Source organism: Georgenia subflava (assembly GCF_009193155.1).
GTDB lineage: Bacteria > Actinomycetota > Actinomycetes > Actinomycetales > Actinomycetaceae > Georgenia > Georgenia subflava.
Genome location: NZ_VUKD01000001.1, coordinates 719,567 through 733,025 on the forward strand (window position 1 = coordinate 719,567; position 13,459 = coordinate 733,025).

The window sequence follows — 13,459 nt, forward strand, 5'->3', positions numbered from 1 at the left end:
TCACCGGTGAAGAGCTGGACCGACAGCGCGGGGGAGCGGCCGTGACGGCCACTCCCCCGCAGTGTCAGACGGTCAGCCCGCGGGCCAGCTGGCCTCGATCTCGTCCAGCACGGTCTGGGTGTCGGCGCCGTCGATCCAGGAGACCATCCCGGACCAGAAGGAACCGGCGCCCACCGCGGACGGCATCATGTCCGACCCGTCGAAGCGAGCCACCGTGCTCTCGTCCTGCAGCAGGTCGATCGCCAGGCGCAGCACGTCCGAGGACGCGAGCTCCGGGTCGACGCCCTTGTTCGCAGAGGTCACGCCGCCGATCTCGACGCGGGTGTTCGCCCACTCGGCCGAGGACATGAACGCCTGGACGGCCTCGATGGCCTCGCCGTCGTTGAACCGGGCGACGAACTCGCCGGCCGTGAGGAGCGGGGACTCGTCCTCGGTCGTGCCCGGCAGGTAGAAGGCGAACACGTCACCCTCGGGACTGACGTCGGTGCCCTCGGGCCACTGCGCCTCGTAGAAGGAGGCCATGCGGTACATGAAGCACTCGCCGTCGAGGATCGGCAGACCGCCGTCGTTGAACGAGGTCGTGGCGATGGTGCGGGAGTCGCCGAAGCCGCCGTTGACGTACTCGTCGTTCTTCAGGATCGCGCCGGCCATGTCGACGGCCTCGACGATCTGCGGGTCGTTGAACGGGATCTCGTGCGCCACCCACTGGTCGTAGACGTCCGGCCCGGCCGAGCGCAGGACCATGTCCTCGATGAAGTCGGTCGCGGGCCAGCCCGTCGCCCCGCCGGACTCGATGCCGGCGCACCAGGGCTTGACCGTGTCGGAGCCGTGGTCCGCGGCGATGGTCTCGGTCAGCTCCATGAGGGCGTCCCAGGTGGCGGGGACCTCGTAGCCGTTCTCCTCGAACAGGCTCGGGGAGTACCAGACGAAGGACTTCACCGACGCCATGAGCGGGGCGGCGTAGAACTCGCCGTCGACAGTTCCGTACGTCTTCCACTCCTCGGTCCAGCCCTCGTCCACGTTCGCCTCGACCGCCTCGGTCGCCGGCTTCACGTGGCCGTCGTTGACCATGCGGGTGAGCAGGCCGGGCTGCGGGATGATCGCCAGGTCGGGGGCGTTGCCACCCTCGGCCTGCACCACGAGCTGCTGCTCGAACTCGCCCGACCCGTTGTGGACGACCTCGATGCCCGTGCACTCGGTGAACTGGGCGAAGGTGTCCTGCAGCTGGTCGGCCTCGGTCTCGCGGATCGAGGAGAAGAGGGAGACGCTCTCCCCGTCGAAGGAGCCGTACTCCTCGAATGCCGCGCAGTCCTCGCTGGCGCCGGTGGCGTCGTCCCCACCGTCACCGCCGCCGCCTCCGCCGCCACCCAGGTCGTCCGCACCGCCGCACGCGGCCAGTGTCAGGGCCAGCGCCGCGGCACCGGCCAGGCTCGCGACCGTGCGCCGTCTCGTCGTCGATCTCATCACAACGGTTCTCCTCGTCGCCTCTACCACGAGCGCGGAAGCGCTCCCAAGCCCACTCAAGCCGTAACGGATGTGAGTTTCAACATAATGAGGCCCGATCGTGGTAACGATCCGACAACACCTGGCGGCGGCGACGCCCGCACGGTGCCTCTGGTCCCGCGTGCGGGCCCTCGGGAGCTTGGTAGTGCGGGGCCGACCGTCGGGCCGACTTGGCCCCGGGACTGCGGCTCGGGTGACGAGCTGTCGGTAGGGGCGGCCAGCGGGGGGACCTGGACGCCGGGTGAGCGGCTCAGCTGGCGAGCTGGTCGCCAGCCGGTCGCTCAGCGGGCGAGCAGGGCGCGCAGCACGACGGCGGCGCCGTCGTCGAGGACGTCTCCGGTGACGGCGTCGGCGACCGCGCGCACGTGCTCGCCGGCGTTGCCCATGGCGACCCCGTGCGCGGCCCAGCCGAGCATCTCCAGGTCGTTGCCGCCGTCGCCCATGGCCACCGTTGACCCCGTGGCGACGTCCATGCGCCCGCGCAGCGTCTCCAGCGCCGAGGCCTTCGTGACGCCCTCGGGCGAGATGTCGAGCCAGGCCGTCCACCCGACGGCGTAGCTGACGCCGTGCAGCCCGATCCGGTCCACGAGCGCGTCGAAGTCCGCGGCGTCCAGGTGCGGGGCGCGCAGCGTCACACGGGTGGCCGGGGCGGCGAGAAGCTCCTCGAAGTCGACCACCTGGACCTCGCCGGTGAGCTCGCCCATCGGGAACGGCGCGGTGACCTTGTAGCCACGCCCCAGGTCCTCGACGGCGAAGAGTCCCTCGGGCAGCTCCTGGCGCAGGAGCCGCAGCGCGGGGCCCGGGTCGAAGGTGATGACGTCGGTCAGCTCGTAGCCGGCGTCGAGCGAGGCGTCCAGCCGCACGCACACCGCGCCGTTGGAGCACACCGCGTACCCCTCGGTGAGCCCCAGCCGTGCGGCCACCGGCGTCACGGCCTGCACCGAGCGCCCGGTGGCCAGGACCACCTTGGCGCCGATGTCACGCAGGTCGGCGACGGCGGAGACGACCTCGGCGCTCATCTCGCCGTCGTGCGTCAGCAGGGTCCCGTCGATGTCCAGCGCCACGAGCAGGTCCGGACCCGCGACGGGGACGGAGTCGGGAACGAGCTCGCGCCAGCGGGCGGCTCGCTCGGTCACCGGCAGGACGCCGTTGGTCCCCGTCATGCGGGCTCGATGACCTCCAGGCCGCCGAGGTAGCCGCGCAGGCCCTCGGGCACGCGGACCGAGCCGTCGGGCAGCTGGTGGTTCTCCAGGATCGCCACGATCCACCGGGTGGTCGCGAGGGTGCCGTTGAGCGTGGCGACCGGGCGCGTGCCGGACTCGCCGCGCTCGCGGATGCCCAGGCGGCGGGCCTGGAACGTGGTGCAGTTCGAGGTGGAGGTCACCTCCATCCAGCGCTCCTGGGTGGGCAGCCAAGCCTCGCAGTCGAACTTGCGCGCCGCGGAGGAGCCGAGGTCCCCGGCCGCGGTGTCGATGACCCGATAGGGCAGCTCGACCTTCGCGAGCATCTCCTCCTCCCAGGCGAGCAGCCGGGCGTGCTCCGCCTCGGCCTCCTCGACCGGCACGTAGGAGAACATCTCGACCTTGTTGAACTGGTGGACCCGGATGATGCCGCGGGTGTCCTTGCCGTAGGACCCGGCCTCGCGGCGGTAGCAGGTGGACCAGCCGGCGTAGCGCAGCGGGCCGTCGGCGAGGTCGAGGATCTCGTCGGCGTGGTAGCCGGCGAGTGCGACCTCGGAGGTGCCGGTGAGGTACAGGTCGTCGGTGGCCAGGTGGTAGACCTCGTCGGCGTGCGCGCCGAGGAAGCCCGTGCCGGCCATCGTCTGGGGGCTGACGAGCGTCGGGGTGATCATCGGGGTGAAGCCGTTGGCCAGGCCCTGGTCGATCGCGGCGTTGAGCAGGGCGAGCTCCAGCCGTGCCCCGATGCCGGTGAGGTAGTAGAAGCGGGCGCCGGAGACCTTGGTGCCGCGCTTGGTGTCGATCGCCCTCAGGCCCTCGCCGAGGTCGAGGTGGTCCTTGGGCGTGAAGCCCTCGGCGGCGAAGTCGCGCACGGTGCCCTCGTGACGCAGCACCACGTAGTCGTCCTCGCCGCCGGCGGGGACGCCGTCGGCCACGACGTTGGGCACCTGGTAGAGCAGCTCGTCGAGGGCTGCCGCCGCCTCGTTCGACTCGGCCTCCGCGGCCTTGACGCCCTCGGCGAGCTCCTTGGCGCGGGCCAGCACGCCGGGGCGCTCCTCCGGCGTCGCCTTGCCCACGGAGCGGGAGACCTGCTTCTGCTCGGCGCGCAGCTCCTCGAACGTGGCGAGGGTGGCGCGGCGCCGGGCGTCGGCGTCGAGCAGGGCGTCCACGAGGGACTCGTCAGCGCGGCGGGCGCGCTGGCTGGCGCGGACCTTCTCGGGGTCCTCACGCAGGGCACGAAGGTCGATCATGCTCCCGAGCCTAATGGGCGCCGCGTCGCGCCCGGTCGTAGCCGGGCGTCTGGCGAGCGGCTCAGGCCGGGCGGCTGGCGTCCCGCCGCTATAGCGTGCGCTCATGACCTGGGAACAGTGGGTGGCGCTCGCCGCCCTCGTGCTGGCGCTCACCGCCGTCGTCATCGGGGTGATGGCGTGGCGGGCGATCAAGAACCGCACCCCGTCGTTCTCCGAGGACGACCCGGACACCCGCCACGACGACACGCGGCCGAGCGGGCCCCCGGCCGTCATCCTCAACCCGTCGAAGATCTCCGACGGCGAGGCGCTGCGCGAGACGTTCACCCGGACGGCGGCCGAGGTCGGGCTGCCCGAGCCGCTCTGGTACGAAACCACCGTCGACGACCCCGGCCTCGGTCAGGCGCAGGAGGCGCTCCGCCGCGGCGCCTCCGTCGTCGTCGCCGCCGGCGGTGACGGGACCGTGCGCGCGGTGGCCGAGGCGCTGGCGGGCTCCGGGGTACCGATGGGTCTCGTGCCCCTGGGCACCGGGAACCTGCTCGCCCGGAACCTCGAGCTGCCGCTGGGCAGCCAGCGCGACATGGTCACCACGGCGCTGACCGGGCGCAACCGGGCCATGGACCTCGGCTGGCTGCGCACCGAGCCGCTCTCCCCCGCGGACGAGGAGAAGGTGCGCGGCCGGTCGGACGCCTCGACGGCGAAGTCGGCGGAGCGCACCGACTCTGGCGAGGCCGCCGAGGGGCCCGAGCTCGACTCCGCGATCCCGACCTCCGGCGCGGAGGGCGTCGACATCCCCGACGACGCCGGCGCGATCCCGACGCCGGACGACCCGGACAAGGAGCACGTCTTCCTCGTCATCGGTGGTCTGGGCTTCGACGCCGCCATGGTCTCCGGCGCGGACGACGAGCTCAAGGCCAAGCTCGGCTGGATCGCGTACTTCGTCGCGGGCGTGCGGAACCTGGCCGGCCGCAAGATCCACGCGAGGGTGGAGATGGGCGAGTCCACCGGCGACGACCCGGTGACCGCGCGGACCATCCTGTTCGCCAACTGCGGCCGGCTGCCCGGCGGCGTCGTCCTCTTCCCGGACGCCCAGCTCGACGACGGCTGGCTCGACATCGCCGCCATCGACACCCGCGGCGGTGTGATCGGCTGGGCCGACCTGCTGCGCAAGGTCACGCTCCAGGGGCTGGGGATCCGCAAGGACCTCATGCCGTACTCGACGGGCACGATCGAGTTCCGCCGGGCGCGCTCGGTCGTGGTGCGGTGCGACGAGCCCGAGCACGTCCAGGTCGACGGCGACCTCGTCGGCTACGCGACGACGATCCACGCCCGGGTCGAGAAGGGCGGGCTGACGGTTCGCACGGCGTAGGCCGCCGGTCCACCCGCGCGCGGAGCAACTTCTTCGCACGGCGTAGGCCGCTAGTCCACCCGCGCGCGGAGCAACTTCCCTGCCGAAGTGGTCGCTCCAGCGACCATTTCGGCAGGGAAGTCGTCGTAGCGCGCTCGCCTGCGAGCGCAGCGACGTAGCGGGTTAGCCCTCCAGCGCGGCGACGTCGCTCGTGGAGGGCTCCAGCAGGGACGCCACCCAGGCGCGCGCAGCCCGGAAGTCGGCGTCGAACGTGCCCGGGCGCAGGTACGGGCGGCGGGCGTCCGCGCGGGGGTAGGAGCCGAGGAAGCGCACGGTCGGGCACACCCGGTGCAGGCCCATCAACGTTGCCTGCAGCCGTTCCTCGCTCACGTGCCCCTCGGCGTCGATGGAGAACGAGTACCGGCCGAGCGAGTCGCCGATGGGCCGGGACTCGATGCGGGAGAGGTTCACGCCGCGGGCGGCGAACTGCTCGAGCATGTTCAGCAGCGCCCCGGCCTCGTTGTCCGGCAGGTGCACCATGAGCGTGGTCTTGTCCGCCCCGGTCGGTTCGGGCAGGGGTCCGGGACCGGCCACGAGGATGAACCGGGTCACCGCGTGCGGGTTGTCGGCCACGCCGCTCGCGAGCACCTCCAGCCCGTACTTGCGGGCCGAGAGGTCCGAGCAGAGCGCCGCGTCGAAGCCCGGGTTCGGCTCCGGGGAGGCGAGCAGCGCGGCGGCCGCCGCGGTCGACGTCGCCGGGACGTGGACGGCCCCGTCGAGGTGCTCGGAGATCCACCCGCGGCACTGCGCCCAGGCGTGCGGGTGCGTGGAGATCCGGGAGACCTGGTCCAGCGTCGTCCCGGGTCGGGCGCACAGCGTGAAGGTGACCGGGACGAGCATCTCGGCGACGATGACCAGCGGCTCACCGGTGGACAAGGTGTCCAGGGTGACGTTGACGCCGCCCTCCACCGAGTTCTCGATCGGCACGACGGCGAAGTCGGCCTCACCCCGGCGCACCAGCTCCAGCGCGGTCACGACGTCCGGGCAGGGCACCAGGTCCGACTCGTCCTCGCCGGTGACCTGCAGCAGCGCCGCCTGGGTGAAGGTGCCCTCCGGGCCCAGGTAGGCGTAGCGGGCACGCGTCGCCCCGCCGGAGCTGCTGCTCGGACGCTCGCCGGCTTCGGTCATCGGTTCCTCCTGGGTGACGGCTTCCGGCCGAGCCTAGCCGCGCGTCATCGTGTCGTTGCTGCCCGGCCGCTCCGTGGCAGCCCCTGCGTCGCCGCACGCACCCCACGTAGGCTGCGAAGGTGAGCACCAGGCGGCAGAGGCAGCGACGGGTCGTCCTGGTCGTCGCCGCGATCATCGCCCTGGGGATGCTGCTCCCGTTCGTCCTGCCGATGCTGCCCGCGGGCGCCACCGAGAGACACCCCGCCGGACAGGCGAGCACCGCGACCTCCGCGCGGGCCGGCGGAACCGTGACCGCCGCCGAGGAGGCGGGCACCGAGCCCGCCGCCGAGGCAATCGTCGCCGACGTCGACGCACCCCTGGTCGTCATCGGCACCACCGGCCTGCGCTGGGAGGACCTCACCGCGCTGGCGACGCCGAACCTGTGGAGGCTGGCCGAGTCCGGGGCGGCCGCGAACATGGTCGTGCGTTCCGTGCGCTCGAGCACCTGCCCCGCGGACGGCTGGCTCGCGCTCTCCGCCGGGCGGCGCTCCGCGGACGTGCCGATGGAGGAGTACGGCACCTGCCGCGAGCTCGGCAACCCGGCCGCGGACGGGGCGGTGCCCGGCTGGCCGGACTACCTCGATGCCGCCGCCGCCGACGCCTACGACGCCAGCCCGGGCATGCTGGGCGACCTGCTGACCGAGCAGGACGTGCCCTCCGTCGCGGTCGGCCCGGGCGCCGCGATCGCGCTGTCGACCGGCGCGGGCGTCGTCGCCGGCGACCACACGTTCGCCGCCACCAGCTCCGCCCGGCTGAACGAGCAGGTCGCGGAGGTGCTGCCCGGGCACGCCCTCGCGGTGGTCGACGTCGGCAGCATCCGCGACCGCAACCGCCCGCTCGTCGACGTCGGCCGGGCGACCCCGGACACGGACGTCCCGCCCGAGCCGGACCCGGCCGAGACCCCGACCGCTCCGCCGGACGAGGCGTGGCTGCTGCGCTCCCCCGAGCGGAGCGAGCAGGTGGCCGCCATCGACGCGCGGGTCGGGGCGGTGCTGGACGCCGTCGAACAGGTCGCCCCCGACGCGACTGTCGTCGTCGCCTCCCTCGCGGACTCCGGCACCCAGTCGCTCATGCAGCTGCTCGTGGCCGAGGGGCCGGCGCTCGACCCGGAGCTGCCCGCCGACGGCGCCCTGCTGAACACCCGCTCCACCCGCCAGCCCGGGATGGTCCAGTCCACCGACCTCACCCCGACCGTGCTCGGCATGCTCGGCGTGGACGCCCCGGCCGGGCTCGCCGGCGCCCCGCTCGGCACCGTCGACGACGGACGCACCGGCCCCGCCCGGGTCGCCCACCTGGTCGACGTCGGGATCCACTCGGTGGAGATCAGGCCCCTCGTGGGACCGTTCTACTCCGCGCTCGTCCTCGGGAACCTGCTGCTGTACGGCGTGGTCACCCTGGGTCTGAACCGCAAGTTCCTCGACCGCGCCGCGACGCGGCTGGACCGGTACAGCGCGCCGGCGGCCACCCGTGCCGCGACGGCTCTCCGGTCGCACCGTCCTGCGGCCGCGCTCCGGGCGATCCGGGCCGTCTCCGTCACCGTCGGGGCCATCCCGATAGCGTCCTACCTGGCCAACCTCCTGCCCTGGTGGCGGGCCGAGAGCCCGGGCACCGTGCTGTACGCAACCACTGTCCTCGTCGCCGCCGCCGTCGCTGCCGTGGCGCTGCTCGGGCCGTGGCGCCGACACCTGCTCGCCCCGGTCGTGGTGGTCGCCGGCCTCACCGCGCTGGTGCTGGCGGTGGACGTCCTCACCGGCGCGACGCTGCAGCTCTCGTCGCTGATGGGCGTCACCCCGCAGGTGGGCGGCCGGTTCTACGGCTTCAACAACTCCTCCTTCTCGTTGTTCGCGGCCTCGACGATCCTCGTCGCCGGCTGCGTCGCCGAGCCGCTCGTGCGCCGCAGCCGCCGGTACGTAGCCGCCACCGCGGTGCTGGTCATCGGCGTCGTCGCCGTGGCGCTGGACGGCCTGCCGACGATCGGCGCCGACTTCGGCGGCCCCCCGGCACTGATCCCCGGTTTCCTGGTGCTCGCCCTCCTCGCGCTCGGGGTACGCCTGACGTGGCGCCGCATCGTCGTCGTGCTCGGGGTCACGGCCGTGCTGGCGGTGAGCTTCTCGGTGATCGACTGGCTGCGCCCGCCCGCGGAGCGCTCCCACCTCGGCCGTTTCATCGAGACCGTGCTCGACGGCGGGCTGTGGGCCGTCGTCGGCCGCAAGCTCTCGCAGAACCTGCAGAACCTCTTCGGCTCCACGCTGACCTTCCTGGCCATCGGCGGGATCGTCGTCGTCGTCGTCCTCCTCACCCGACCGCTGCGCAACGCTGCGCGCAGCGCCGACGGCGGCAGCTACGGCTGGCTCGTCGGCCGGCCCGGCTCGCGCATCGACCGCGACTGGGTGATGCTCCGCCCGGTGCTCGTGGCGCTGGCGGTGACCTTCACCATCGCGTTCGCGGTCAACGACTCGGGGGTGGTGCTCCCCGCGATCGGCATCGCGCTGAGCGTGCCGCTGCTCGTCGCCGTGGTGGCGGGCTGGCTGCTGTCGCAGACAGCCGGCGCCGCGTCGCAGACGATGACTCCGGCGGGTGGCGCGGGCGCTCCGGAAACAGACGCGGTCGGTCCGGACACCGGCGCGGACGGTCCGGACACCGGCGCGGACGGTCCGGACGCCGGCGCGGACGGTCCGAAGACGGACGCGGTCGGTCCGGAGACCGGCACCGTCGGTCCGGCGACAGGCACTGTCGCTCCAGAGGGCGGCGAACCCGGTCGGTCCGCGGATCCGGCCGGCCGTGACGCCGGCGGGGCGGGCGGTCAGTCCGCGGGATCGGCCGTCCGGGACTCCGGCGGGGTGGACCAGGCCCGGTAGGGCCGGCCGGGACGCTGGTTCGCGGGGCGGTCGCCGCGACGCGAGCCGGGCACCCGCACGCCGCGGACCTTGCGGGTGCTGACCGCGAGCGCGACGTCGCGGTACTGGGCGCCCCGGTGCAGCTGGCCCGCGAGGTCGTTCGTCGAGGGCCGGTGACGCAGGTCGCAGGGCACCTCCTGGACGGTGAACCCGGCGACGAGCAGGTCGATCGTCATGCCGGTCTCCACCCCCCAGCCGCGCGAGAGCGGCGTCGCGGTGTCGAAGGCCTCACGGGTCAGGCAGCGCTGCCCGGACAACGGCTGCGTCGGGCTCCACCCGGTGGCCCGGACGATGGCGCGACGGGCGAGGCCGGTGACGATGCCGCGACCTCCGGCACCGGGCTGGGGAGGCAGCACGGCGATCGTGCAGTCGGCCCGCTCCTCCAGCACCGGCGGGACCAGCGGGGCGGTGGCCACGGCAGTCTCGCCGAGGTCGGCGTCGATGAAGAGAAGCAGCCGCGGCGGGGCGCCCTCGACGTCGCGCATGGCGACCACCGACGCACCCGTCTCCATCGCGGACGCCTTGCCCCGGTTGACGGAGTGGCGCACGACGACCGCGCCGGCGCCGCGGGCGGCATGCTGCGTGTCGTCCTCGGAGCCGTCGTCGACCACGAGGACGAGATCCACGTACGGGATGGCCCGGGCGGCGCGGACCGTGGCGGCGATGCGCTCGGCCTCGTCCTTCGCGGGGATGACGACTGCCACCCGCTGGGTCCTCGCTGCCTGCCTCACGGGTAAAGCCTATCCACGATCCGGACCAACGGCGCACCCGCCCCGCCCGGGCCCTTGACCAGCCCATGACGTACGGGAACGACGCCACCCCGCTCGAAGAGATGCTGGGTTCGCGCGTCAGGTCAGCGCAGCGTGACCTGGCGCGAGACGATGCCGGCGCGGGCGCGGCGCTCCTCCGGGCTCAGCGGCTCGGTGCGGGCGATCGCCGCCGCGAGCTTCTTCTCGAACGCCTTCACCGGAGCGGTGAGCTCCTCGGCCTCCGTGCCCGGGGCGAGCTCCCACACCGGGATGAGGATGCCGGAGGAGCGGAAGGCGCCGACGAACTTGGCGCCGTCGTCGACGGCGGACTCACGGGCGGCATGCAGGCGGGCGACGCCGTCGAGCACCAGCTCCTGGTCCTCGGGGCGAGCCCAGCGCAGGAACTCCCGGCCCATCCGGCACCAGTACGCCGACTCGACGCCGTCGACCTTGACCGTGGGCACGATGTTGCCGTTGGCCTGCTCGAGCGCGGCGGCGACGTCGCCGTCCTGCTTCGCCTCGTCGGTGAGCCAGAAGTCGAAGCTGTCGTGGACGGTGACCTCGAAGGGCGCCTCGAGGTCGAGGACGTCCTGCAGGCGGGGTCCGGGCTCGGGCAGCTCGGCGGCGGTGAGGGCGGAGCCGGGCTCGAGCTCGATGGCGTCGAGCAGGGCGGCGGCGACGTCGCGGGAGGCGTCGCCCGTGTGCATACCCGTCTGCAGCGCGACCAGGACGGTGCCGTCCTCGCGGTGCAGCGCGGGCAGCAGGTCCGGGAGCAGCGTGACGAGCTGGACCTCGCGGTCGCCGTACTCGGCGGTGGTACGCACCGTGACGGTGGCGGCCGGGACGACCTCACGCATCGCGACGAGGTCGGTCTCGCCGGGCAGCCCCTCGAAGGGACGCTCGACGAAGGCCACCTCCTGGCGCTTGACCTTCGGGGTGCCCTCGGGGCGGGACTGACGCTTGCGGCTCTTCTTACCCATGGCGCCCAAGAGTACGGGCAGCGGCCCTCAGACGACGGTGGGGGTCCCGCCGACGGACTCGAGCGGCAGCCCTGCCTGCTGCCAGTCCTTCATACCGCCCTCGAGGTTGTACGCGTCGAAGCCCGCCTGGTTGAGCCAGGCCACCGACCGGGCGGACCGGCCGCCGGACCGGCAGACCACGAGCAGCTCGCCCTCGGGGATGTCGTCGATGCGCTCGGGCAGGTCGCCCATCGGGATGTGCACCGCCCCGGGCGCGTGGCCGGCGTCCCACTCGTCCTGCTCGCGCACGTCGAGCAGGACGTAACCGTCGGGGACCGGCTTCTCACGGTCGAGGTCTGCGACGGTCACGGGGGTGCCAGGGGCGTCGGGGAGTGTCATACGACCCAGGCTAGGCGGGCCGCCGGACCGGTGCACGTCACCCTCGGCCCACCAGGTGCGGGCCACCGCCGAACGGCTCGACCCCCGGCGCACACCGAGCAGCGACGGGAACCACGAGCATCTCATCTCGCCTGCCGGGAACGTCGGCCGGTGGCAGGATCAGGGCATGCACGAGCGCGCCGGCACCACCGCCCTGCCCGAGGACCTCATCGACGTCGATCAGGTCCTCTCCGCCTACTACGACCGCACCCCCGACGTCGACGACCCCGCCCAGCAGGTGGTGTTCGGGACCTCGGGCCACCGCGGGTCCAGCCTCGACGGCGCGTTCAACGAGGCCCACATCGTCGCGACGACGGCTGCCATCGTGGAGTACCGCCGCTCGCAGCGCATCGACGGCCCCCTCTACATCGGCCGGGACACCCACGCCCTGTCCGAGCCGGCCTGGCGCACCGCCGTCGAGGTGCTGGCCGCGGCCGGGGTCGAGGTGCGCGTCGACGCCCGCGACTCCTTCACGCCCACCCCGGCGGTCTCGCACGCGATCCTGCGCGCCAACGGCGCGGGCACCACCGGCGGGGTGCGGACCGAGGGGCCGGGCCGGGCGGACGGCATCGTGGTCACGCCGTCGCACAACCCTCCGCGCGACGGCGGCTTCAAGTACAACCCCCCGCACGGCGGCCCGGCCGGCTCCGACGCCACGTCGGTGATCGCCGCCCGGGCGAACGAGATCCTGCGGACCGGCTGGGAGAAGGTCGAGCGGGTCCCCTTCGAGCGGGCGGTCGCGGCCGAGACCACGCGCAGGAACGACTACCTCACCGCCTACGTCGACGACCTCGCCAACGTGCTGGACCTGGACGCGATCCGCGACGCCGGGGTACGGATCGGGGCTGACCCGCTCGGCGGGGCGTCGGTCGAGTACTGGGCGGCGGTCGGCGAGCGGCACGGCCTGGACCTGACGGTGGTGAACCCCGAGGTCGACCCGCGCTGGTCGTTCATGACGCTGGACTGGGACGGCAAGATCCGCATGGACTGCTCCTCCCCCTCCGCGATGGCCTCGCTGCGCCGGACGATGGAGGGTGACGGCGGGGCCGCGCCGTACGACATCGCGACAGGCAACGACGCCGACTCCGACCGGCACGGCATCGTCACGCCCGACGGCGGCCTGATGAACCCGAACCACTACCTCGCCGTCGCGATCGACTACCTCTTCCGCCACCGCAAGGACTGGCCGGCGAGCGCCGCGATCGGCAAGACCCTCGTGTCCTCGGCGCTCATCGACCGCGTCGCGGCGGGCCTCGGCCGCACCCTGATCGAGGTGCCGGTGGGCTTCAAGTACTTCGTGCCCGGCCTGATCGACGGCTCCGTCGGCTTCGGCGGCGAGGAGTCGGCAGGGGCGTCCTTCCTGCGGACCGACGGGACGGTGTGGACCACCGACAAGGACGGCATCCTGCTGGCGCTCCTCGCCTCGGAGATCCTGGCGGTGACCGGGAAGTCCCCCAGCCGGCTGCACGGCGAGCTCGTCGAGCGGTACGGCGCGAGCGCCTACGCGCGCATCGACGCCGCCGCCACCAAGGCCCAGAAGACCAAGCTCGGCAAGCTGCAGCCCAGCGACGTGGCAGCCACCGACCTCGCCGGCGAGCCGATCACCGACCGGCTCGTCGACGCGCCCGGCAACGGCGAGGCCATCGGCGGCCTGAAGGTCACCACCGAGAACGCCTGGTTCGCCGCCCGCCCCTCGGGGACGGAGGACGTGTACAAGATCTACGCCGAGTCCTTCCGCGGCGAGGAGCACCTGGCACAGGTGCAGGCCGAGGCGAAGCAGGTCGTCGACGCGGCGCTGGGCGAGTAGGCACCCCGGACGATGGGGCCAGGTCGCCGCAGGCCCCGCACGGAGCGGGCGACGTAGGCACCAGGACGACGTTGACGAGGTCGCCGCTGCCCCGCACGTCGTAGCG

10 protein-coding genes are annotated in these 13,459 nt (G+C 73.3%); 3 read left to right on the top strand and 7 right to left on the bottom strand.

Annotated features, from left to right (window positions below):
- Positions 1 to 72: 72 nt before the first annotated feature.
- The 3 genes from GD748_RS03315 to serS all read right to left on the bottom strand — a co-directional run bounded on the left by GD748_RS03315 (position 73) and on the right by serS (position 3,931).
- Positions 73 to 1,464, bottom strand: a complete 1,392-nt coding sequence (locus GD748_RS03315; RefSeq protein WP_152193747.1) for an ABC transporter substrate-binding protein — start codon at positions 1,462 to 1,464, stop codon at positions 73 to 75.
- A 320-nt stretch (positions 1,465 to 1,784) separates the two neighbouring features.
- Positions 1,785 to 2,666 carry an HAD family hydrolase gene (locus tag GD748_RS03320; protein ID WP_152193748.1) on the bottom strand — a complete coding sequence of 294 codons (882 nt, stop codon included), beginning with the start codon at positions 2,664 to 2,666 and terminating at the stop codon, positions 1,785 to 1,787.
- Positions 2,663 to 3,931 (bottom strand): serine--tRNA ligase, encoded by a 1,269-nt coding sequence (serS, locus tag GD748_RS03325; protein ID WP_152193749.1) that lies wholly within the window; start codon positions 3,929 to 3,931, stop codon positions 2,663 to 2,665. The genes GD748_RS03320 and serS overlap by 4 nt, the downstream gene beginning before the upstream one ends.
- Positions 3,932 to 4,034: 103 nt before the next feature.
- Here serS and GD748_RS03330 point away from each other — a divergent pair, with 103 nt between their 5' ends.
- Positions 4,035 to 5,297, top strand: a complete 1,263-nt coding sequence (locus GD748_RS03330) for a diacylglycerol/lipid kinase family protein (protein ID WP_152193750.1) — start codon at positions 4,035 to 4,037, stop codon at positions 5,295 to 5,297.
- A gap of 162 nt (positions 5,298 to 5,459) precedes the next feature.
- Here GD748_RS03330 and pheA read toward each other — a convergent pair whose 3' ends face one another.
- The gene (gene pheA / locus GD748_RS03335; RefSeq protein WP_152193751.1) at positions 5,460 to 6,464 is read right to left on the bottom strand and encodes a prephenate dehydratase; all 1,005 of its coding nucleotides are present in this window, start codon (positions 6,462 to 6,464) and stop codon (positions 5,460 to 5,462) included.
- 119 nt (positions 6,465 to 6,583) lie between these two features.
- Here pheA and GD748_RS03340 point away from each other — a divergent pair, with 119 nt between their 5' ends.
- Positions 6,584 to 9,361 (top strand): hypothetical protein, encoded by a 2,778-nt coding sequence (locus GD748_RS03340; RefSeq protein ID WP_152193752.1) that lies wholly within the window; start codon positions 6,584 to 6,586, stop codon positions 9,359 to 9,361.
- On the opposite strand, the gene GD748_RS03345 is transcribed toward GD748_RS03340, so the two are convergent.
- The 3 genes from GD748_RS03345 to GD748_RS03355 all read right to left on the bottom strand — a co-directional run bounded on the left by GD748_RS03345 (position 9,307) and on the right by GD748_RS03355 (position 11,507).
- Complete coding sequence (locus GD748_RS03345; protein ID WP_226920703.1) at positions 9,307 to 10,131, bottom strand: glycosyltransferase family 2 protein; 825 nt, start codon at positions 10,129 to 10,131, stop codon at positions 9,307 to 9,309. The two genes, GD748_RS03340 and GD748_RS03345, sit on opposite strands and share 55 nt — an antisense overlap.
- A 122-nt stretch (positions 10,132 to 10,253) precedes the next feature.
- Positions 10,254 to 11,129 (bottom strand): DUF5926 family protein, encoded by an 876-nt coding sequence (locus GD748_RS03350; RefSeq protein ID WP_152193753.1) that lies wholly within the window; start codon positions 11,127 to 11,129, stop codon positions 10,254 to 10,256.
- A 27-nt stretch (positions 11,130 to 11,156) separates the two neighbouring features.
- A complete protein-coding gene (locus tag GD748_RS03355; RefSeq protein ID WP_152193754.1) occupies positions 11,157 to 11,507 on the bottom strand; it encodes a rhodanese-like domain-containing protein in 351 nt (116 codons plus the stop codon).
- A gap of 166 nt (positions 11,508 to 11,673) precedes the next feature.
- Here GD748_RS03355 and pgm point away from each other — a divergent pair, with 166 nt between their 5' ends.
- Positions 11,674 to 13,353 carry a phosphoglucomutase (alpha-D-glucose-1,6-bisphosphate-dependent) gene (pgm, locus tag GD748_RS03360; RefSeq protein ID WP_152193755.1) on the top strand — a complete coding sequence of 560 codons (1,680 nt, stop codon included), beginning with the start codon at positions 11,674 to 11,676 and terminating at the stop codon, positions 13,351 to 13,353.
- Positions 13,354 to 13,459 lie beyond the last annotated feature (106 nt).

Bases quoted from the DNA above. Each gene is read 5' to 3' on its own strand.
- GD748_RS03315 (WP_152193747.1), bottom strand. From the start codon at position 1,464: ATGAGATCGACGACGAGACGGCGCACGGTCGCGAGCCTGGCCGGTGCC.
- GD748_RS03320 (WP_152193748.1), bottom strand. From the start codon at position 2,666: ATGACGGGGACCAACGGCGTCCTGCCGGTGACCGAGCGAGCCGCCCGC.
- serS (WP_152193749.1), bottom strand. From the start codon at position 3,931: ATGATCGACCTTCGTGCCCTGCGTGAGGACCCCGAGAAGGTCCGCGCC.
- GD748_RS03330 (WP_152193750.1), top strand. From the start codon at position 4,035: ATGACCTGGGAACAGTGGGTGGCGCTCGCCGCCCTCGTGCTGGCGCTC.
- pheA (WP_152193751.1), bottom strand. From the start codon at position 6,464: ATGACCGAAGCCGGCGAGCGTCCGAGCAGCAGCTCCGGCGGGGCGACG.
- GD748_RS03350 (WP_152193753.1), bottom strand. From the start codon at position 11,129: ATGGGTAAGAAGAGCCGCAAGCGTCAGTCCCGCCCCGAGGGCACCCCG.
- GD748_RS03355 (WP_152193754.1), bottom strand. From the start codon at position 11,507: ATGACACTCCCCGACGCCCCTGGCACCCCCGTGACCGTCGCAGACCTC.
- pgm (WP_152193755.1), top strand. From the start codon at position 11,674: ATGCACGAGCGCGCCGGCACCACCGCCCTGCCCGAGGACCTCATCGAC.